Genomic DNA, 20,931 nt, shown 5'->3' with positions numbered 1-20,931 from the left:
GAGGGTGGCTTGCCGCGTGGAAGACGCACGACGCTGTGGGCCTGACGCGTATGTGTGAAGAAGTGTAGTGGCGGCGCGTGGCGTCGTTTCCGCCGCGGCGGAAGGATCACCCATCCGTGTTGGACTGGTTGTCCAACGGAAGGCGACGGGGCCGGGCGCTGTGCCCGGCCCCGTCGCCGGAGGCCTACGCCTCCTCGTTGTCCACCCAGCTCATGAGCTTGCGCAGCTCCTTGCCGGTGGTCTCCAGCAGGTGCTCGGAGTCCTGCGTCTTGTACTCGTTGTACTTCTTCAGGCCGCCGTGGTACTCGTCCATCCAGTTCTTGGCGAACGTGCCGTCCTGGATCTCGGTGAGGACCTTCTTCATCTCGGCCTTGGTCTGGTCGGTGATCACCCGCGGGCCGGTGATGTAGTCGCCCCACTCGGCGGTCTCGGAGACCGACCAGCGCATCTTCTCCAGGCCGCCCTCGTACATCAGGTCCACGATCAGCTTCAGCTCGTGGAGGCACTCGAAGTACGCGATCTCCGGCTGGTAACCCGCCTCGACCAGGGTCTCGAAGCCCGCCTTGACCAGGGCCGACGCGCCGCCGCACAGCACGGCCTGCTCACCGAACAGGTCGGTCTCGGTCTCCTCGGTGAAGGTCGTCCTGATGACACCCGCCCGGGTGCCGCCGATGGCCTTGGCGTACGAGAGGGCCAGCGCGAAGGCGTTGCCGCTGGCGTCCTGCTCGACGGCGGCGATCGCCGGAACGCCGCGGCCCTCCTCGTACTGGCGGCGGACCAGGTGGCCCGGGCCCTTGGGGGCGACCAGGGCGACGTCGACGCCGGCCGGGGGCTTGATGAAGCCGAAGCGGATGTTGAAGCCGTGGGCGAAGAACAGCGCGTCGCCGTCCTTGAGGTTGTCCTTGACGGACTCCTCGTACACCTGGGCCTGGATCGGGTCCGGGATCAGGATCATGATCACGTCGGCCTCGGCGGCGGCCTCCGCCGGCGTGAGGACGCGCAGGCCCTGCTCCTCGGCCTTCGCCTTGGACTTGGAGCCCTCGTGCAGACCGACGCGGACATCGACACCCGAGTCACGGAGCGACAGCGCGTGGGCGTGGCCCTGGCTGCCGTAACCGATCACCGCGACCTTGCGGCCCTGGATGATGGACAAGTCGGCATCGTCGTCGTAGAACAGCTCGGCCACTGGGTCTTCTCCTTGGTGTGCTGATGTTGCTCCCACCGTACGGTGGGCAGGGGTGAGGAAGCTGAGGGGTCTCGCTCCGCGAGAACGCGTGGGCGCCGCGCGGGGCGGGCGCGCCTTACGCCGACCGGTCCAGGGCGCGCAGGCTGCGGTCCGTGATGGACCGGGAGCCACGCCCTATGGCGATCGTGCCGGACTGGACGAGCTCCTTGACGCCGAACTGCTCCAGCATCTTGAGCATCGCGTTGAGCTTGTCGCTCGAACCGGTGGCCTCGATGGTGACCGCCTCGGGCGAGACGTCCACGGTCTTGGCGCGGAAAAGCTGGACGATCTCGACGATCTGGGAGCGGGTCTCGTTGTCGGCGCGGACCTTCACCAGGACGAGCTCGCGCTGGATGGCGGCGCTGGGCTCGAGTTCGACGATCTTCAGGACGTTGACCAGCTTGTTGAGCTGCTTGGTCACCTGCTCCAGCGGCAGGTCCTCGACATTGACCACGATGGTGATGCGGGAGATGTCGGGGTGCTCGGTGACACCGACGGCCAGTGAGTCGATGTTGAAACCGCGGCGGGAGAACAGGGCGGCGATCCGGGCCAGGATGCCGGGGGTGTTCTCCACCAGGACGGAGAGCGTGTGCTTGGACATGTGCGTCGTTCCTCTTCCTACGGCTCTCTGCGGTCTCAGTCGTCTTCGCTGTCGCCGAAGTCGGGGCGGACCCCGCGCGCGGCCATGACCTCGTCGTTGGAGGTGCCGGCGGCGACCATCGGCCACACCATGGCGTCCTCGTGCACGATGAAGTCGATGACCACGGGGCGGTCGTTGATGGCGTTCGCCTCGGCGATGACCTTGTCCAGGTCCTCCGGCCGCTCACAGCGCATCGCGACACAGCCCATGGCCTCGGACAGTTTCACGAAGTCCGGGACCCTGGTGCCCGCGCCCGGCTGCTTGCCGGCGGCGTCCGGACCCGAGTGCAGCACGGTGTTGGAGTAGCGCTGGTTGTAGAAGAGGGTCTGCCACTGCCGGACCATGCCCAGGGCGCCGTTGTTGATGATGGCGACCTTGATGGGGATGTTGTTGAGGGCGCAGGTGACCAGCTCCTGGTTGGTCATCTGGAAGCAGCCGTCGCCGTCGATGGCCCAGACGGTGCGGTCCGGCATGCCCGCCTTGGCGCCCATGGCGGCCGGGACGGCGTAGCCCATGGTGCCGGCGCCGCCGGAGTTGAGCCAGGTGGCGGGCTGCTCGTAGTCGATGAAGTGGGCCGCCCACATCTGGTGCTGGCCGACGCCCGCCGCGTAGATGGTGCCCTGCGGCGCCAGCCGGCCGATGCGCTGGATGACCTGCTGCGGCGAGAGGCTGCCGTCCTCGGGCTGGTCGTAGCCCAGCGGGTAGGTCTCGCGCCAGCGGTTGAGGTCCTTCCACCAGGCGCTGTAGTCACCGGCGTTGCCCTCGGTGTGCTCGGCCTGGACGGCCTGGACCAGGTCGGCGATGACCTCGCGGGCGTCCCCGACGATGGGCACGTCGGCGGCGCGGTTCTTGCCGATCTCGGCCGGGTCGATGTCCGCGTGGACGATCTTGGCGAACGGGGCGAAGCTGTCCAGCTTGCCGGTGACGCGGTCGTCGAAGCGGGCGCCCAGGGCGACGATCAGGTCGGCCTTCTGCAGCGCGGTGACGGCGGTGACGGCGCCGTGCATGCCGGGCATGCCCACGTGCAGCGGGTGGCTGTCGGGGAACGCGCCCAGCGCCATCAGCGTCGTGGTGACCGGGGCCTGGGTGAGCTCGGCCAGGACCTTCAGCTCGGCGGTCGCGCCCGCCTTGAGGACACCGCCGCCGACGTACAGGACGGGGCGCCTGGCCTGGGTGATCAGCTTGGCGGCCTCGCGGATCTGCTTGGCGTGCGGCTTGGTGACCGGCCGGTAGCCGGGCAGGTCGGTCTGCGGCGGCCAGACGAAGGTGGTGCGGGCCTGGAGGGCGTCCTTGGCGATGTCGACCAGGACCGGGCCCGGGCGGCCGGTGGAGGCGATGTGGAACGCCTCGGCGATGGTGCGCGGGATGTCCTCGGCCCTGGTGACGAGGAAGTTGTGCTTGGTGATCGGCATGGTGATGCCGCAGATGTCCGCCTCCTGGAAGGCGTCCGTGCCGATCGACTTGCTGGAGACCTGACCGGTGATCGCGACCAGCGGGACGGAGTCCATGTGGGCGTCGGCGATCGGGGTGACCAGGTTGGTGGCCCCGGGGCCCGAGGTGGCCATGCACACGCCCACCTTGCCGGTGGCCTGCGCGTAACCGGTGGCCGCGTGGCCGGCGCCCTGCTCGTGCCGGACCAGGATGTGGCGGACCCGGGTGGAGTCCATCATCGGGTCGTAGGCCGGGAGGATGGCGCCGCCGGGGATGCCGAAGACCGTGTCGGCGCCCACTTCCTCGAGAGAGCGGATGAGGGACTGCGCACCCGTGACGTGCTCAACGGTGGCGGTGGACTGTCCGCCGTTACGGGGCCGCGGCTGCGGATGGTGGGCCCCGGTGGCCTGCTCGGTCATCGGCATTCTCTTCTCGAAGCTGAGGGTTTTTGCGAAGGTTTAGCGGGTTTGGCGGGTGCCGGTGCAACAAAAAACCCCTCGTGCCGTGAGGCAAGCGAGGGGAGCGCGCCGGTGGGGGTCTGCAGGGCCGTGAACGGGCCGTGCTCAGCCGACGCGCTTTCCAAGTACGAGAATTCGGGTGCGCATGGCATTGACCCTCCCCCCGGCGCGCTGTCAGTGTCAAGTGGGTGGGACGCGTGTCTCACCATGTGAGCGCATCGCGGGCAGGACGCCGGACCTGGCGCCGGTCCGGACGCCTCCGGTGAGGACCGGCAGGGCGACCCCCCGGGGCACCGGGAACTCGTTGCGCACCAGGGCGCGCCGCAGCCGGTACTCGTCCAGCGGCCCCGAGAAGGCCGTTCCCTGTGCATGGGTGCATCCCATCGCGCGCAGTGCCAGGACCTGCTCGGGCACGTCGACGCCGTCGGCCACCGACTGCATGCCGAGATCGCAGGCGATCCGCAGCAGACCGCTGGTGATCTTGTGCAGTCGGGCGGACTCCACCAGACCCTCGACCAGGCCCCTGTCCAGTTTCAGTATGTCCACCGGGAGGCGGCGCAGGGCGTTGATGGCGGCGTATCCGCTGCCGAAGCCGTCCAGCGCGATGCGTACGCCGAGTCTGCGCAGGCCCACCAGCCGCTGCTCCAGCTCCTCGAAGGAGATCCGCGGGTCGCTGTCCGCCAGCTCGATGACCAGTGAGCCGGAGGGCAGGGAGTGCCTGGCCAGCAGGGCTTCGATGGCGCTCAGTGGCAGGGACCGGTCGAGGAGCCTGCGGGCCGGGAGGCGCACCATGACCGGGGCCCGGTGGCCCAGCCTGCCGCGCTCGGCGGCCTGCTCGACGGCTTCCTCCAGCGTCCAGCGGCCGAGCTCGGCGATCCGCTCGCTGTCCTCGGAGACCCGCAGGAACTCGGCCGGGGTGAACAGGATGCCCTGGGTGGAGCGCCAGCGCGCCTGGGCGGCGACGGCGCTGATCCTGCCGGTCGCGAGGTTGACCACCGGCTGGTGGAGCAGCGCGAACTCGCCGTCCTGGAGGGCTGTGCGCAGCCGTCCCGCGACCTCCGACCGGCGTACCACCTCGGCCTGCATCTGCGGGGCGTACAGCTCGACGCGGTTCTTGCCGCCCGCCTTGGCCCGGTACATGGCCAGGTCGGCGTTGCGCAGCAGGTCCCCGGCGCCGATGCCGGGCTCGGCGAAGGCGACGCCGATGGAGGCGGCGACCCGCACCTCCTGGTTCTCCACGCGGTACGGCTCGGAGAGCATCAGGCGCAGCCGGTCGGCGATCTCGTGGACCTGGAGCTCTCGCGCCGCCTGGTCGTGGCAGCCGTCGCCGAGGATCAGCGCGGCGAACTCGTCGCCGCCGAGCCTGGCCGCGGTGTCCCCGGCCCGTACGGAGTCCTGGAGGCGGCGGGCGGCCTGGATGAGCAGTTCGTCACCGGCCTGGTGGCCGAGCCGGTCGTTGACGCCCTTGAAGCCGTCGAGGTCGATGAAGAGCACGGCGGTGCCCGCGTCGCCGGCCCGCCGGCCGCTGAGCGCCTGGCGGACCCGCTTGGTGAACAGCGCGCGGTTGGGCAGGTCGGTCAGCGGGTCGTGCTCGGCGTTGTGCTGGAGCTGGGCCTGGAGGCGGACGCGCTCGGTGACGTCCCGGCTGTTGAAGATCAGGCCGCCCTGGTGGCGGTTGACGGTGGACTCGACGTTGAGCCAGTCGCCGGTGCCCGACTTGAAGCGGCACTCGATACGCGTGGTGGGCTCGTTCGCCGGGGAGGCGGCCAGGAACCGCCGCAGTTCGTGGACCACGCAGCCGAGGTCGTCGGGGTGGATGAGCGAGGCCAGTTCGGAGCCGATCAGCTCGTCGGCGTCCCGCCCGTACACCCCGGAGGCGGCCGGGCTGACGTAGCGCAGGACGCCGTTGGGCGCGGCGATCATGATGACGTCGCTGGAGCCCTGCACCAGGGACCTGAAGTGGTTCTCCTTTTGGGCCAGTTCATGGGTGAGGGCGATGTTGTCCACGAGCATGATGCCCTGCCGCACCACCAGGGCCAGCACGACGGTGCAGCCGGTGAAGACCACCACCCGGTCCACCCTGCGGCCCTCGGTGACGTTGTACAGGATGCCCAGGGTGCACACCGCGGCGGCCAGGTACGGCGTCAGCGCGGCGAGCGATCCGGCGATGGGCCGGCTGGGGTGGCGCGTGCCGCGGGGCGGCAGAGCGCTCTCGCGGACCCGGCCGGCGCCCCAGGGGGCGTAGGCCAGGAGCAGCGAGCCGGCGAACCAGCCGGCGTCCAGGAGCTGGCCGGAGCTGTAGTTCTCCCGCAGCGGCGGGGAGGCGAACAGCGCGTCGCACAGGACGGTCAGGGCGAGCGCGGCGATGGCCGTGTGGACCGCCGAGCGGTTGAGCTGGGAGCGCCGGAAGTGCAGGGCGAGCACCATGCTCACCAGCACGATGTCCAGCAGCGGATAGGCCAGCAGCAGCGCGGTGCGGGCGACGCTCTCGCCGTTGAAGTGGGCGGTGTGCGTGAGGGCGAGGCTCCACGACAGGGTGAGCAGGGAGCCGCCGATGAGCCAGGAGTCCAGCGCCAGGCAGAACCAGCCGGCCCGGGTGACCGGCCGCTTGGCGAGGACGAGCAGTCCCACGATGGCCGGAGGCGCGAAGAGCAGGAAGAACAGGTCGGCGAGGGACGGGCTGGGCATCTCGCGCTCCAGCACCACCTCGTACCATCCCCAGACGCCGTTGCCGGCCGCGGCCATCGCGGAGGACAGGGCGAACAGCAGCCAGGCGGGGCGGAACCGGGTGCCGCGCCTGCGGCCGTACAGGAAGCACGACACCGCGGCGATCAGGGCGGCGAGGCTGAGGCCGAAGTCGCCCATGATCTGCGCCATTTGCTCGGAGCCCCAACCGAACGCGGCCCCGATGGCATAGCATGCGCAGACGGCGGCGAGGACCAGCTGGCAGAGCAGGCTGTTGCCGACACCGCCGCCCTGCCCGCCGTCGCCGCCGCCGCGGCGCTCTCCGCGGCTCGGCTCGCCGCCCGTGCCGCCGCCGGACACCGCCGGCCGCTCGATGAGGGCCCCCGGGGCGCTCACCGGACCGCTCCCGTCGGCGTGGTGGGGCGGGTGGACAGCCGCGCCGTGCGCCGCGCCCCGCCAGAGGATCGCAGTCGAACGCCCCACCGCTGCGGCTCGCTCATCCATCGACCGTGCATCGCCCGTCGCCCCCCTCGGATTCAGATCGGCAGTCACGTCGTTCCCCCGCGTCGTCCCGTGCTTCGACGCGTCCCCCCGGATTCGGGACGATACACCAGGGTCGTCACTCAGCGACAGGGGTGATCTACTGAGCGTGACGATCAAGGAGATTCCGGGTACTCTGTGCTGCCATACCTATCCGTAGCGTGGTCTACTCGGTCCTGAGTACCACGTTGTGCGGCTCCTCATGCCCGGCGAACCGGGTGAGTTGTCCGGCCAACAGCCGCTTCGCGCGCGGCAGGAAGGCCGAAGTGGAGCCGCCGACATGGGGGCTGATGAGCACCCCCGGGGCGTGCCACAGCGGGTGGCCCGCGGGCAGCGGCTCGGGGTCGGTGACGTCGACAGCGGCCCGGATTCGCCCGCTCTCCACCTCGTTGAGCAGGGCTTTCGTGTCCACGACCGGGCCGCGCGCCACATTCACCAGCAGGGCCCCGTCCCGCATGCGCGCCAGGAACTCCGCGTCGGCGAGGTGGTGGGTGTCCGGGGTCAGCGGAGTGGACAGGACCACCACGTCCGCCTCCGGCAGCAGCCGGGGCAGAGCGGAGAGCGCGTGCACGGGACCGCGCGCCGTGGTGCGGGCGGAGCGCGCGACGCGCACCACCCGCGCGCACTCGAAGGGAACGAGCCGGTCCTCGATGGCGCTGCCGATCGATCCGTACCCGACGATCAGGACGGACTTGTCGGCGAGCGACGGGTAGAAGCCGTCCCGCCACTCCTCGGCGTCCTGGCCGCGCACGAAGCCGGGGACGCCCCGCAGCGAGGCCAGGATCAGGGTGAGGGTCAGCTCGGCGGTACTGGCCTCGTGGACGCCCTTGGCGTTGCAGAGCGTCACACCGGGCGGCAGCGCGCCGAGTCCCGGCGTCACATGGTCTATGCCGGCCGAGAGGGTCTGCACCACACGCACGGAGGTCATGGCGGGTAGCGGCCGTACCGCGATCTCGGAACCCTTCATGTACGGGACGACGTAGAAGACGCAGTCGGCCGGGTCGGCCGGGAAGTCCTGGCCGCCGTCCCAGAAGCGGTAGCGCAGCCCGCTGTCCTGGGGGGCGGGAAGGCCCTCGATCTCGTCGGCCGGAATGGGGAGCCACACATCAGCAGTCATGGTCAGGAGGCTATGCGAAGGACGCCGGTGGCCATTGGCTAGTTTGGGGTGCGGCACAAGGAGGGGTACGGCAGTTGGAGCGCAGGACACTCGGGGCGACGGCGCTCGGCGTAGGTGCGGTCGGCCTCGGCTGCATGCCGATGAGCTGGGCGTACAGCGCTTCCCAGCAGCGCGGCGACCGCTCGGTGCGCACTGTGCACGCCGCGCTCGACGCCGGGGTCACCCTGCTCGACACCGCCGACATGTACGGCCCGTTCACCAATGAGCTGCTTCTGGGCCGGGTGCTCAGGCAGCGCCGGGCCGACGCCTTCGTGTCGACCAAGTGCGGTCTGCTGGTGGGCGACCAGCACATCGTCGCCAACGGGCGGCCGGCTTATGTGCGGCGGGCCTGCGACGCGTCGCTGCGGCGGCTCCAGACGGATGTGATCGACCTGTACCAGCTGCACCGAGCGGACCCGGAAGTCCCCATCGAGGAGACCTGGGGCGCGCTGGCCGACCTGGTCACTGCGGGGAAGGTCCGGTCCCTCGGCCTGTGCGCGATGGGGGTGCGGTCCGCGCGCCGGACCGGCGCCGGCGGGCCGGGCGATCTGTACGACGGAACGATCCGGCAGCTGGAGCGGGTGCAGCAGGTCTTCCCGGTGACCGCGGTGCAGGCGGAGCTGTCCGTGTGGTCGCCGGAGGCGCTGCGGCGGCTGCTGCCCTGGTGCGAGTCACGGGGCGTCGGCTTCCTGGCGGCGATGCCGCTGGGGAACGGTTTCCTCACCGGGACGCTGACGCCCGGGAGCGGTTTCGAGCCGCAGGACCTGCGGGCGCGGCACCCCCGCTTCACGGCCGAGATGATGGCGGCGAACCAGCCGGTGGTGGTGGGCCTGCGCCGGGTCGCCGAGCGTCACGGCGGCGCGGCGGCGGGCGTCACGCCGGCGCAGGTGGCACTGGCGTGGGTCCTGGGGCGGGGGCGGCACGTGGTGCCGGTGCCGGGGACGAAGCACGAGCGGTGGGCGGTGGAGAACGCCCGGGCGGCCGGGCTGACGCTGACGGGGCGCGACCTGGCGGAGATCGCGGCGCTGCCCCCGGCGCGGGGGTCCTGGGACTGACCCGGGGGGGCGGATCCGGCCACACCGGCCGGGCGCGCGGAGCCGCGGCCGGCCGGCGGCGGCGCTGGAGGAGCCCGGCGGATCCCGGGTCCGTCTCCCGTGGTTCCGTGCGGCAGCGGAACGTGACCGGCGCACGCGGTGTATCAAGAGGGTGCGGGGAGCCCACACCGCCGCCGTCGAAGGGATCAGAATCGTGCAACGTCCTGCTGTCACGGCCGTGTTGGCCGCCGCCGCGCTGCTGCTGGGGGCCGGGTGCTCGCCGGGCGCGGGCGGTGAGCCGGCGGGCGGCGAGAGCACCGCGCGCCCCCCGTCGTCCACCGGGGCCTCCGCCACCGCGCCGTCGCCCACCGCGCCTCCCGCCAAGGGCACGGTCCGGGTGGTGTCGACGCTCACCGGCAACCTGAAGTCCCCCTGGGGCCTGGCCGCGCTGCCCGACGGCGACCTGCTGGTCTCCTCGCGCGACGAGGGGACGATCACCCGCGTCGACGGCGAGAGCGGCAAGCAGACCGTGATCGGCTCGGTTCCGGGGGTGGCTCCGGCGGGCGAGGGCGGCCTGCTGGGGCTGGCGGTCTCCCCGTCGTACGCCTCCGACCACCTGGTGTACGCCTACTTCACCACCGAGTCCGACAACCGCGTCGCCCGCATGCTCTACGACGAGAAACGGCCGGCCGGGCAGCAGCTGGGCGCGCCGGACACCATCCTGCGCGGCATCCCGAAGGGCAGCGTCCACAACGGCGGGCGCATCGCCTTCGGCCCGGACAGGATGCTGTACGCGGGCACGGGCGAGACCGGGGACACCGGCCTGGCGCAGGACAAGGGATCGCTGGGCGGGAAGATCCTGCGGATGACCCCCGACGGGCGGCCGGTCCACGGCAACCCCTCAGCGGACTCGGTCGTCTACTCCTACGGGCACCGCAATGTGCAGGGTCTGGCCTGGGACTCCGGCAAGCGGCTGTGGGCGGCCGAGTTCGGGCAGAACACGTGGGACGAGCTGAACCTGATCGAACCCGGTCGGAACCACGGCTGGCCCGAGGTCGAGGGCCGGGGCGGCAGGGCCGGTTACGCCGACCCGGTGGCCCAGTGGCCGACCGCCGACGCCTCCCCGAGCGGCATCGCCTGGGCACAGGGGTCGGTGTGGATCGCGGGTCTGCGCGGCGAGCGGCTGTGGCGCGTGCCGCTGGCCGGGACGAAGGCCTCGGCGGAGCCCCAGCCCTTCCTGACGGGCAAGTACGGCCGGCTGCGCACGGTCCTGGCGGCGGGCGGTAACAAGCTCTGGCTGGTCACGAGCGAGACGGACACCCGGGGCACGCCCGAGCAGGGCGACGACCGGATCCTCCGGCTGGAGGTGACGTGAGCGGACGGCAGCGGCCCCCGGGAGCGCTCGTCGGGCCGCCCGCAGGGACCCCCCGGGGCCGGCCCCGCGTGTCCTCGGGGGGCTGTTCGCGCCATCCGGGAGCGGACGCGGGCCAGAGCTCCGTGGCGTGGCGTACGCCGGCGTGAAGGGGCCTTCGCCCGGTCCTCCGTCCCGGCCGGCCCCGTAGCGTCCCCGGGTCAGGTGACGGCCACGGTCAGGGGCCCGGAGCGCCTCCGGAGCCCGGAGCGGCGCCGGGGCGCCGAGCAGCGTTCGGCACACGGCGCCGCTACGGGACGAGCTCGCCGTCCTCGCTCGCACGCGGTCGAACGATCCGCGCGCGCGTGGCGGGACCGATGTCGGGGGTTTCGACACTGATGCGCGGAAGCAGCCGGTCCAGCCAGCGGGGCAGCCACCAGTTCGCGCCGCCGAGCATGTGCATCAGGGCCGGGACGAGCAGGGTCCGCAGGACGAAGGCGTCGAGGGCCACGGCGGCGGCCAGGCCGATGCCGAACATCGCGATCACCCGGTCACCGGAGAGCACGAAGGCGAGGAAGACAGCGATCATGATGATCGCGGCGGAGTTGATGACCCGGCTGGTCTCGGCGAGGCCCACCCGGACGGCGCGGCGGTTGTCGCGGGTCTCCAGCCACTCCTCGTACATCCGGCTGACCAGGAACACCTGGTAGTCCATCGAGAGTCCGAAGAGCACGGACACCATGATCACCGGCAGGAAGGGTTCGATCGGCCCCGCCCGGCCCAGGCCGAGCAGTTCGCTCCCCCAGCCCCACTGGAAGACCGCGACGACGACTCCGAAGGCGGAGGCGACGGCGGCCACGTTCATGACGGCGGCCTTCAGCGGGATGCCTATCGAGCGGAAGGCCAGCAGGAGCAGCAGGCAGCCCAGCACGATGACCACACCGACGAAGAGCGGTAGCTTGCCCACGATGACCTGGGCGAAGTCGTCGTAGCCCGCGGTCACTCCGCCGACGTGCACCTCCAGCGAGGTGCCCTGCTCGGCGCGCGGCAGGACGTGCTCACGCAGCCGGTCCACCAGGGCGCTGGTGTCCACCGACTGGGGAGCGGAGTCCGGTACGACGGTCAGCACGGCGGTGTCGCCGCTGCCGTTGTGCGTGAGGGGCCCCACCGACTCGACGCCCTCGGTGGCGTCCAGCAGGGGCGGCAGCCCGCTCAGGGCGAGCCGGTCGTCGGCGCCGTCGAGTTCGGCGACCAGGGTGAGGGGACCGTTGACACCGGGGCCGAAACCTTCCGCCAGCAGGTCGTAGGCCTTGCGGGTGGTCGTGGTGGCCGGGTCGTTGCCCTGGTCGGAGGTGCCGAGGCGGAGGCCGGAGGCGGGCAGCGCCAGGACCAGCATGACGGCGGCGGCGACGGCACCGAGAAGCTTGGGGTGGCGTTCCACCAACGCGGACCAGCGGGCGGCGAACCCGGTCCGCGGCTCGGGCCGCGGGCCGTGTTCGGCGAGCCGGCGGCGCTCCCGGCGCGACAGGGCCCGCTCCCCTATGAGGGAGAGCAGGGCGGGCAGCAGGGTCACGGAGGCGGCGACGGTGAGGACGACGGTCAGCGAGGCGGCGACGGCGACCCCGTTGAGGAAACCGAGCCGCAGGATGAGCATGCCGAGCAGTGCTGTGCAGACGGTGGCGCCCGCGAAGACGACGGCCCGGCCGGTGGTGGCGACGGCGTTCTCGGCGGCCTCGGCGACGGTGAGGCCGCGTTTGAGGCCCTTGCGGTGCCGGGTGACGATGAACAGGGCGTAGTCGATACCGACCCCGAGACCGATCAGCATCCCCAGCATGGGCGCGAAGTCGGCGACCGTCATGACATGGCCGAGCAGCACGATGCCCGCGTACGCCGTGCCGACGCCGACGAGGGCGGTGGCGATCGGGAGCATGCTGGCGGCGAGCGAGCCGAAGGCGAGGAAGAGGACGACGGCCGCGACGGCCACGCCGGCGGCTTCGGCGAGGTGGGAGGTCGGCGTCTCGGTGAGCGCGACGGCGTTGCCGCCCACCTCCACCTGGACTCCGTCGCCCGCCGCGGCGCGCGCGGTGTCGACGACGGCCCGGACCTGGTCGGCGGGGACGGCGCCGGCCTGCTGTTCGAAGGTGACCGTGGCGTAGGCGGTGCGGCGGTCCTCGCTCACCCGGTCCTCACCGGCCCCGTTCCGCTCCTCCCCGGCCCGATTCCGGTCCTCACCGGCCCCGTCCCGGTCCTCGCCGGCCCGGCCGGGAGCGGGGCCGTACGGTCCGGTGACGGCCGCGGTGCCGGGCAGCTTCTCGACCTGGTCCAGCATCGCGGTCATGCGCCGTTCCACGCCGGGGGCTCGGACGCTGCCCTTCTCGGTGTGCCAGACGACGGTGCCGCTGTCGCCGCTCCGGCCCCGGAAGCCCTCGTGGAGGAGGGCGGTGGCGCGACCCGATTCGGTACCGGGAACCTCGTAGTCGCCGGAGTAGGCGGAACCGGCGAGTCCGGCGGCCGCCGAGACCCCTGCCAGGGTGAGCAGCCACAGCAGGACGGCGGCGAGGCGGTGTGTGACACACCATCGGGCAAGGGCTGCCAACGGGTTCGCTCCCTGAGTGGTTCGTGGTCTTGTCGGGAACTGCCCGGAAAGAACGCGTGACCTACGTGGGGCAACTGTGACAGCCGAAAGTGATCGTTTGTCCCTTTCGTGGCGATACTCACAGTGGTACCGGGCATGCCGGAGCCGAGCAGCGGCCCGGCCGCTGCTCGGCTCGGCGCCCGGCCCCGGTCACGGAAGGGCGGCCCCCGGACGACCGGACGGGCGGACGGACGGGCGGACGCGCGGACGGGCGGACGGGCGGACGGGCGGGCGCGCGGACGGGCGATATCAGCCGGAGACGCTGGGGCGGCCGTTCTCCACATGGCCCATCAGCCGGCGCCGGAAGCCGTCGTCACCGGTGACCTCCACGTCGTACCAGCCGTGGGCGTCGGCGGCCGAGTGCACCACGGTACGGCTGCGGCCGGCCTTGACGGTGATCGTCCGGGTCCAGTCGGCGAGATCGGCCTCGTCGACGTATCCGTGCGGGCGGACCGTGAAGGTGACCGGCTTGTCCCCGGTGCTGCTCAGGGTGAGGTGCAGGTCGCGGTCGTCGTGGTCGATGCGTGAGGTGACCTCGGCGCCGCCCTGGGCCCGGCCGGCGAACTCGCGCCGGAAGCCGTTGGGCCCGGTGATCGTGAAGCGGTACGCCCCGCCGGTGAGGGGCACCGTCCATCGCGCCGTGCCCTTCACGTCCCGGTGCTGGGGGACGGTGAACTCACCGGCGTACGGATAGAGCGCGAAGTGCGCGCTGGCCGTACCGCTGTTGCTGAGGGTGACGGTGATCGCGCCGCCCTCGACACGGCCGTGCGCGTCCGGCCGGTACGGAAGCGGCCGCGCGGGACGCGTGCCGGGTTCCTGTACCGGCATGTGCTGCGCCGCCGGCGGCTGCGGGCGCCAGCGGCCGGTGAACGGCGGCACGGCACCGGGCCTCGCCACCTCGGGCAGCGGGCGGCCGCGCCGGAAGTCGAAGGCGGAGGTCAGGTCGCCGGTGACCTGGCGGCGCCAGGCGGTGATGTTCGGCTCCCGGACTCCGGTCCACTTCTCCAGGAAGCGGATCACCGAGGTGTGGTCGAAGACCTCCGAGCAGACGTACCCACCTACGGTCCAGGGCGAGACGACGAGCAGCGGGACGCGGATGCCGAGGCCGGTGGGCAGGCCCTTGTACCGCTCCTCGGTGTCACCGGCCGGGGGCACGGGCGGCGGGACATGGTCGAAGAAACCGTCGTTCTCGTCGTAGTTGATCAGCAGAACGGTGTGCCGCCATACCTCCGGGTGGGAGGCCAGGGCGTCCAGCACCTTGTAGACGAGGGTGGCCGAGGCGACCGGGGACGAGGAGCCGGGGTGTTCGGAGTCGATCGCGCTGGGCACCAGGTACGACACCTCGGGCAGCGCCCCCGCGGCCACATCGGCGCGGAAGTGGTCCGCCAGGGTGCCGGTCGCCACCCTCCTCAGCCCCCGCTCGAACAGCGAGCGCTCCGCCCCGGTGAGCGTCGCGACGCCCTCCTCCAGCGCCGCGAGCAGCCGGGCCCGCTCCGCCGCGTCGTCCGTGCCGCGCACCTTGGCGTAGAACGACTCCATGTAGGTGTGGCCGCCGGTCCTGGCGAGGGCCTTGCGCGCGATCCTCTTGAAGGTGGTGAAGAACTCGATGTTGTTGTCGGTGAAGTTCTCCCACTCCGTGTACGTCTTCCAGCTCCGCCCCGCCTTCTCCAGCCGCTCCGCGTAGGTGGGCCACGGGTAACCGGGGTGGGTGCCCTCGGCGTACGCGGCGTTGGTCACCGCACGGCTGCCGTCGGCCTCGAAGCCGGTCCAGCCGGACCACAGGTGGTTGCGGTTGGGACTGGTGGAGGTGTGGATGGAGGAGTGGTAGGCGTCGCAGATGGTGAAGGTGTCGGCGAGTTCGTAGTGCAGTGGGATGTCACGCCGGTCGTAGTACGCCATCGTGGCGGCGGTCTTGGCCGTGACCCAGCCGTCCATCCACCCGTCGCGCCACGCCTTGGCCCCGCCGCCCCAGGAGTGGTCGAGGTCGCCGATGTACTGGAGGTCCTTCTGCTGCGCCGCGGCCGCGTCCCGGACGGGGAAGGGCAGCACGGTGCGCAGCGGTCCGGGCTGCTCGAAGACGGACCTGCCGGAGGGCAGTTCGACGGCATTGCGGTCACCGAAGCCGCGCACGCCGCGCAGGGTGCCGAAGTAGTGGTCGAAGGAACGGTTCTCCTGCATCAGGACCACCACGTGCCTGACCGCGCCCAGCCCGCCCGGCGGCGGAGCGGCGGCCAGCGCGGCCCGCAACGACGGTGGCAGCAGGGAACCGGCGGCGGCGGTGCCGAGGGCACCTCCACCGAGGGCGAGCATCCTCCTGCGCGAAATCTCCGGTGACACGCCCGACCTCCCACTCGACGGCCAATGGTTCGTCCTTGATCCATTGGTGGTACGGGCGGCACGGTAGTGAGCCCATGTGGACCCGGGAAGACTCGCGGACGGACGAAAGGTGAACGTCCGAAAGGCGCGGCGGCGGGTCCTGGCGGGAGCCGACCGGGCTGCCGGTGGGAGCGGTGGGACGTTCCGGGGCCAGCGTGATGCCCGGGGCCGGTGGCGACGGGATGCGGCGGGATGGCGCGAGGCTGCCGACGGGGCGTTCGTCACCGGGCTCGTCGTGGAGGCACCCGCATCGGGTCGTTCCCGGCCGGCCGTCCGGCCCTGTGGCCAGTACCCGCCGGCCGGGCATGATCGTCGCCGCGGCGGGCAGGAGCACCTCACCCCCCACGGGACACAACCGGTCCCGGTCACGGCCCCGTCGCGCTCCCCCCGAGCGGCGGGGCCGTCGCGATACCGCCGTCCGACGGGTGACCGGTACCGACCGGTGGTCGGGCTCCCACCGGTGGCCGTACCGACCGGCAGCCCGGGCCGGCCGGCGGCCGGGGTTCCCCGGCGGACAGCGACCGGGCCGCGGGCGGGGCGGACGGCGGCCCGTGCGGAGCCCCGTTGTCAGTGGGCTCTGCCACGATGGCACACATGAACGAAACGGGGACTTCCACCATCACGCCCACCGAGGCCGCCGACGTGGCGGCGTCGCTCGCCGACACTCCGGAGGAGCACCTGGGCCGGCCGCCGGTCCGGGTCCTGGCGTACGAGCCGGGGGCCACGCTCGTACGGCGGCGGGAGGCGTTCCGGCCGGTGTACGAGGCGATCGTGGCGCGGATCGGCCGGCCGACGCTGCTCGGCGGCTCGGCACACGGGCCCGACATCCGCTGGCGTGACGAGGACCGGCTGGTGGTGCTGTCCGGTGACATCCGGGGGGTGACCCTGTCGGTGCACGTCACGCGGGAGCGGGAGGAGGACGAGTACCGCGCCTTCGAGTGGGGCGGCGCCTGGTCGGCGGACGAGCGGCACGACTTCGATTCCCTGCCCTATCTGTGGCAGTTGTACCGCAACGGTCCCGGCGAGGGTATGACCATGTGGCCGGGTGGCCGGCTCGCCGCTTGCTGGGAGCACTTCGAGAGTGCCCTGGCCCTGATGGCCGGCGCCTGGGCGGAACAGCTTCCGGTGCAGATCCCGGGCGACTGGGCCACGTTCAGCATCCGCGACAGGCGCGGCTCCTCGTACCTCTCCGTCCACTACATCCCCGAGGAGGGCCTGGGCATCCACCTGAACCCCCGGGGTGAACAGGACGCCCCCGAGGACGACATGCGGGCGCGCGGCTGGCAGACCCTCGACAACGGCCGCTGGACGGCGAGCTTCCCGGACACCCGCCCCGACGCCCCGGCGGCCCTCGCCCGGCTGGCCGTCGCGGAGCTCCGCGCCCAAGGCGCCACCGAGCTGGACGAACTGACCGCCGGCGACATCAGCGCCAACGACCACGGCCACTTCTGGCTGCCGGGTCTGGGCATAACCACCCGCTGACCGCCGGGCGCCGAGCCCCGTCGACGCCGGCCCCGGCGGGCGACCGCACCGGCGTGCGCGGGCGGGCCGCCTCAGGGCAGCGGGTGAGCGCCCGGCAGTGGTCCGGGCTGTGTGCCGCGCCGGGCGGCGGCCCAGTTCTGGAGCTCCGTCGTCGCGACGGCCTCCATCTCCTCCAGCAGGCGCCGGCGGGCCTCCTCGTCGCGTTCGGCCTCCGGTACGAGCGTGTAGCGCTGGACCGCCAGCCGCAGCCTCGACCACGCCCCCGCCGCCAGCACATGGCGCTCGGAGTGGTTGAAGACCTGGCGGAAACCGCCGATGAAGACGGTGGCGCCGGCCACGCTCGCCGTGACCGCGGCGGGTGCCTGCAATCCGGCGGCCACCACCGTGCCGGCGCCCGTGAGCAGAGCGGTGAGTTCGACCGTCCAGTGCCAGCGGCGGGCGCGGTCACGGATGCGGGCGTACCAGGCCAGGTCGGCGTGGGCCTGCGCCAGCAGCGGATCGTCGGCGACCGGATGCTCCGGTGGTCTGCGTCGGGACAACAGCACGCGAACATGGTGCCCGATCCGGCGCCGGGCCACCATGCCGTTCGGCACGGCGGCCCGAGCAACGCGCCCGGCCCCCGCGCTCGTTGAGCGCGGGGGCCGGGGACGGGAGGGCCGGGGTCAGCCCTCGACGCCGAGCCGCTCAAGGATGAGCTCGCGCACCCGGGCCGCGTCGGCCTGGCCGCGGGTGGCCTTCATGACCGCGCCCACCAGGGCGCCGGCCGCGGCCACCTTGCCGCCGCGGATCTTGTCCGCGATGGCGGCGTTGGCGGCGATCGCCTCGTCCACGGCCGCGCCCAGCGCGCCTTCGTCGGAGACGACCTTCAGGCCGCGCTTCTCGACGACGGTGTCCGGGTCGCCCTCGCCCGCGAGGACGCCCTCGATGACCTGGCGGGCCAGCTTGTCGTTGAGGTCGCCGGAGGTGACGAGCTCGGTGACGCGCGCGACCTGCGCCGGGGTGATGGGCAGCGCGTCCAGGGACGTGCCGGACTCGTTGGCGTTGCGGGCCAGCTCGCCCATCCACCACTTGCGGGCCTGGTCGGCCGGGGCGCCCGCCTCGGTCGTCGCCACGATCAGGTCGACCGCGCCCGCGTTGAGGATGGACTGCATGTCGTGCTCCGACACGCCCCACTCCTCGCGCAGCCGGTTGCGGCGCACCCGCGGCAGCTCGGGCAGCGTCGCACGCAGCTCCTCGACCCACTCACGGGACGGGGCGACGGGGACGAGGTCGGGCTCGGGGAAGTACCGGTAGTCCTCGGCCTCCTCCTTGACCCGGCCGGACGTCGTGGAGCCGTCGTCCTCGTGGAAGTGGCGGGTCTCCTGGATGATCGTCCCGCCCGCGTTCAGCACGCCGGCGTGGCGGCTGATCTCGAAGCGGACCGCGCGCTCTACCGACCGCAGCGAGTTGACGTTCTTCGTCTCGGAGCGGGTGCCGAACTTCTCCCGGCCGTGCGGGCGCAGCGACAGGTTCACGTCGCAGCGCATCTGGCCCATCTCCATACGGGCCTCGGAGACATCGAGCGCCTTGATGAGTTCGCGCAGCTCGGCGACGTACGCCTTGGCCACCTCGGGGGCCCGCTCACCGGCGCCGGTGATGGGCTTGGTCACGATCTCGATCAGCGGGATGCCGGCGCGGTTGTAGTCCAGCAGGGAGTGGGACGCGCCGTGGATACGGCCGGTGGCACCGCCGACGTGCGTCGACTTGCCGGTGTCCTCCTCCATGTGCGCGCGCTCGATCTCCACGCGGAAGATCTCCCCGTCCTCCAGCTGGACGTCCAGATAGCCGTTGAAGGCGATCGGCTCGTCGTACTGCGAGGTCTGGAAGTTCTTCGGCATGTCCGGATAGAAGTAGTTCTTCCGGGCGAAGCGGCACCATTCGGCGATCTCGCAGTTCAACGCGAGGCCGATCTTGATGGCCGACTCGACGGCGGTCGCGTTGACGACCGGCAGCGAGCCGGGCATGCCCAGACAGGTCGGGCAGGTCTGCGAGTTGGGCTCGGCGCCCAGCTCGGTGGAGCAGCCGCAGAACATCTTGGTCTTGGTGCCGAGCTCGACATGGACCTCCAGGCCCATGACGGGGTCGAAGGCGGCGAGGGCGTCCTCGTACGACACCGGTGCAGTGACGGTCACGGTGAAACTTTCCCTCTCAGCCGAGCAGCACGTCGTCATCGCCGACGCGCTTCAGTTCGCGCAGCAGGATGGCGAGGCCGGTGGCGATGGCGGCGGCCGACACGACCGCGTCGAGCAGCAGGAGCGTGTCGCTCTCGCCGCGCGCCTTGCGGGCCTGCTTGACCACGCTCACCACGCCGATGGCGGTGGTGCCGATGGACAGGTACGTGCCGGCCCGGGACTTCTTGAAGCCCTTGGCCTTGGTCAGTGCGCTCACAGCGACGGAGCCTCCTCAAGCAGCGGGTGGCCCCAGCGTGCCACGAAGGCGGCCTCGACGGCCGCGCCCACCTTGTACAGGCGGTCGTCCTTCATGGCGGGGGCGATGATCTGCAGACCGACCGGCAGGTTGTCCTCCGGTGCCAGGCCGCACGGCAGCGACATGGCGGAGTTGCCGGCCAGGTTGGTCGGGATGGTGCACAGGTCGGCGAGGTACATCGCCATCGGGTCGTCGGCGCGCTCGCCGATCGGGAAGGCGGTGGTCGGGGTCGTCGGGGAGACGATCACGTCGACCTGCTCGAAGGCCTGCTCGAAGTCCCGGGTGATGAGGGTGCGGACCTTCTGCGCCGAGCCGTAGTACGCGTCGTAGTAGCCGGAGCTGAGCGCGTACGTACCGAGCATGACGCGACGCTTGACCTCGTCGCCGAAACCGGCCTCGCGGGTGAGAGCGGTGACCTCCTCGGCCGACTTCGTGCCGTCGTCGCCGACCCGCAGGCCGTAGCGCAGACCGTCGAAGCGGGCCAGGTTGGAGGAGCACTCGGAGGGCGCGATCAGGTAGTACGCGGAGAGGGCGAGGTCGAAGGACGGGCAGTCCAGCTCGACGATCTCGGCGCCCAGTTCCTTGAGCAGCTCGACGGACTCGTCGAACCGCTGGACGACACCGGCCTGGTAGCCCTCGCCCCGGAACTGCTTGACGACGCCGACGCGCATGCCCTGGACGCTGCCGTTGCGGGCGGCCTCGACCACCGGCGGGACGGGCGCGTCGATGGACGTCGAGTCGAGCGGGTCGTGCCCGGCGATGGCCTCGTGGAGCAGGGCGGCGTCCAGGACCGTACGGGCGCAGGGGCCTCCCTGGTCCAGGGAGCTGGAGAAGGCCACCATGCCGTAGCGGGAGACGCCGCCGTACGTCGGCTTGACGCCGACGGTGCCGGTGACGGCGGCGGGCTGGCGGATGGAGCCACCGGTGTCCGTGCCGATGGCGAGCGGGGCCTCGAAGGAGGCGAGGGCGGCGGACGAGCCGCCGCCGGAGCCGCCGGGGATCCTGGTCAGGTCCCAGGGGTTGCCGGTCGGCCCGTACGCGCTGTTCTCGGTGGAGGACCCCATGGCGAACTCGTCCATGTTGGTCTTGCCGAGGATGACGACGTCGGCGGCCTTGAGCTTGCGGGTGACCGTCGCGTCGTACGGCGGGATCCAGCCTTCGAGGATCTTGGAGCCCACGGTGGTCGGCATGGTCCGGGTGGTGAAGATGTCCTTGAGCGCGAGCGGCACGCCCGCGAGCGGGCCCAGCTTCTCGCCCTTGGCGCGCTTCTCGTCGACGGCGCGGGCCTGCGCGAGCGCGCCCTCGCGGTCGACGTGCAGGAAGGCGTGGACCTTCTCGTCCACGGCCTCGATCCGGGCCAGGTGGGCCTCGGTGACCTCGACGGCGGTGAGTTCGCCGGACGCGATCCTCGCCGCGATCTCGGCGGCGGTGAGCTTGACGATGTCCGTCATG

The 20,931-nt window shown here is 72.0% G+C and carries 14 protein-coding genes; 3 read left to right on the top strand and 11 right to left on the bottom strand.

Features of this window, described 5'->3' with window-relative positions; genetic code table 11:
• Positions 1-184: 184 nt before the first annotated feature.
• The 5 genes from ilvC to AB0H53_RS07975 form a co-directional block, all read right to left on the bottom strand.
• The gene (gene ilvC, locus AB0H53_RS07995) at positions 185-1,186 is read right to left on the bottom strand and encodes a ketol-acid reductoisomerase (RefSeq protein ID WP_362108726.1); all 1,002 of its coding nucleotides are present in this window, start codon (positions 1,184-1,186) and stop codon (positions 185-187) included.
• 115 nt (positions 1,187-1,301) lie between these two features.
• Complete coding sequence (gene ilvN, locus AB0H53_RS07990; RefSeq protein WP_362108724.1) at positions 1,302-1,826, bottom strand: acetolactate synthase small subunit; 525 nt, start codon at positions 1,824-1,826, stop codon at positions 1,302-1,304.
• Between the two features lie 35 nt (positions 1,827-1,861).
• Positions 1,862-3,715, bottom strand: coding sequence for an acetolactate synthase large subunit (locus AB0H53_RS07985; protein ID WP_362108722.1), 1,854 nt, complete (start codon positions 3,713-3,715; stop codon positions 1,862-1,864).
• Between the two features lie 219 nt (positions 3,716-3,934).
• Positions 3,935-6,835 (bottom strand): EAL domain-containing protein, encoded by a 2,901-nt coding sequence (locus AB0H53_RS07980; protein ID WP_362108720.1) that lies wholly within the window; start codon positions 6,833-6,835, stop codon positions 3,935-3,937.
• Positions 6,836-7,145: 310 nt separating this feature from the next.
• The gene (locus AB0H53_RS07975; protein ID WP_362108718.1) at positions 7,146-8,096 is read right to left on the bottom strand and encodes a 2-hydroxyacid dehydrogenase; all 951 of its coding nucleotides are present in this window, start codon (positions 8,094-8,096) and stop codon (positions 7,146-7,148) included.
• 74 nt (positions 8,097-8,170) lie between these two features.
• Here AB0H53_RS07975 and AB0H53_RS07970 point away from each other — a divergent pair, with 74 nt between their 5' ends.
• Both AB0H53_RS07970 and AB0H53_RS07965 read left to right on the top strand, forming a co-directional pair.
• Positions 8,171-9,190 (top strand): aldo/keto reductase, encoded by a 1,020-nt coding sequence (locus AB0H53_RS07970; RefSeq protein ID WP_362108716.1) that lies wholly within the window; start codon positions 8,171-8,173, stop codon positions 9,188-9,190.
• A gap of 193 nt (positions 9,191-9,383) precedes the next feature.
• Entirely contained in the window at positions 9,384-10,544 is a 1,161-nt protein-coding gene (locus AB0H53_RS07965) for a PQQ-dependent sugar dehydrogenase (RefSeq protein WP_362108714.1), read from the top strand.
• A gap of 286 nt (positions 10,545-10,830) precedes the next feature.
• On the opposite strand, the gene AB0H53_RS07960 is transcribed toward AB0H53_RS07965, so the two are convergent.
• The gene (locus AB0H53_RS07960) at positions 10,831-13,116 is read right to left on the bottom strand and encodes an MMPL family transporter (protein ID WP_362108712.1); all 2,286 of its coding nucleotides are present in this window, start codon (positions 13,114-13,116) and stop codon (positions 10,831-10,833) included.
• A 288-nt stretch (positions 13,117-13,404) separates the two neighbouring features.
• Positions 13,405-15,492: a phosphocholine-specific phospholipase C gene (locus tag AB0H53_RS07955; RefSeq protein WP_362108710.1), complete on the bottom strand. Its 2,088-nt coding sequence runs from the start codon at positions 15,490-15,492 to the stop codon at positions 13,405-13,407.
• A gap of 633 nt (positions 15,493-16,125) precedes the next feature.
• On the opposite strand from AB0H53_RS07955, the gene AB0H53_RS07950 reads away from it, so the two are divergent.
• Positions 16,126-17,013, top strand: a complete 888-nt coding sequence (locus AB0H53_RS07950) for a hypothetical protein (RefSeq protein WP_362108708.1) — start codon at positions 16,126-16,128, stop codon at positions 17,011-17,013.
• Positions 17,014-17,084: 71 nt separating this feature from the next.
• Here the strand turns inward: AB0H53_RS07950 and AB0H53_RS07945 are convergent, their stop codons facing one another.
• The 4 genes from AB0H53_RS07945 to gatA all read right to left on the bottom strand — a co-directional run bounded on the left by AB0H53_RS07945 (position 17,085) and on the right by gatA (position 20,930).
• Positions 17,085-17,558: an SLATT domain-containing protein gene (locus AB0H53_RS07945; RefSeq protein ID WP_362108706.1), complete on the bottom strand. Its 474-nt coding sequence runs from the start codon at positions 17,556-17,558 to the stop codon at positions 17,085-17,087.
• 117 nt (positions 17,559-17,675) lie between these two features.
• Complete coding sequence (gene gatB, locus AB0H53_RS07940; RefSeq protein WP_362108704.1) at positions 17,676-19,223, bottom strand: Asp-tRNA(Asn)/Glu-tRNA(Gln) amidotransferase subunit GatB; 1,548 nt, start codon at positions 19,221-19,223, stop codon at positions 17,676-17,678.
• Positions 19,201-19,440 (bottom strand): hypothetical protein, encoded by a 240-nt coding sequence (locus AB0H53_RS07935; protein WP_362108702.1) that lies wholly within the window; start codon positions 19,438-19,440, stop codon positions 19,201-19,203. Before AB0H53_RS07935 ends, gatB begins: the two co-directional genes overlap by 23 nt.
• Positions 19,437-20,930, bottom strand: coding sequence for an Asp-tRNA(Asn)/Glu-tRNA(Gln) amidotransferase subunit GatA (gene gatA / locus AB0H53_RS07930; protein ID WP_362108700.1), 1,494 nt, complete (start codon positions 20,928-20,930; stop codon positions 19,437-19,439). The genes AB0H53_RS07935 and gatA overlap by 4 nt, the downstream gene beginning before the upstream one ends.
• Position 20,931: the final 1 nt, after the last annotated feature.

Origin of the sequence: Streptomyces sp. NPDC050856 (assembly GCF_040653855.1) — a bacterium.
Lineage (GTDB): Bacteria > Actinomycetota > Actinomycetes > Streptomycetales > Streptomycetaceae > Streptomyces.
Note: the sequence above shows the minus strand (reverse complement) of the source record. Positions and strands in the feature narration are given on the sequence as shown.

Bases quoted from the DNA above. Each gene is read 5' to 3' on its own strand.
- ilvN (WP_362108724.1), bottom strand. From the start codon at position 1,826: ATGTCCAAGCACACGCTCTCCGTCCTGGTGGAGAACACCCCCGGCATC.
- gatA (WP_362108700.1), bottom strand. From the start codon at position 20,930: ATGACGGACATCGTCAAGCTCACCGCCGCCGAGATCGCGGCGAGGATC.
- AB0H53_RS07950 (WP_362108708.1), top strand. From the start codon at position 16,126: ATGAACGAAACGGGGACTTCCACCATCACGCCCACCGAGGCCGCCGAC.
- AB0H53_RS07985 (WP_362108722.1), bottom strand. From the start codon at position 3,715: ATGACCGAGCAGGCCACCGGGGCCCACCATCCGCAGCCGCGGCCCCGT.
- gatB (WP_362108704.1), bottom strand. From the start codon at position 19,223: ATGACGACGTGCTGCTCGGCTGAGAGGGAAAGTTTCACCGTGACCGTC.
- AB0H53_RS07975 (WP_362108718.1), bottom strand. From the start codon at position 8,096: ATGACTGCTGATGTGTGGCTCCCCATTCCGGCCGACGAGATCGAGGGC.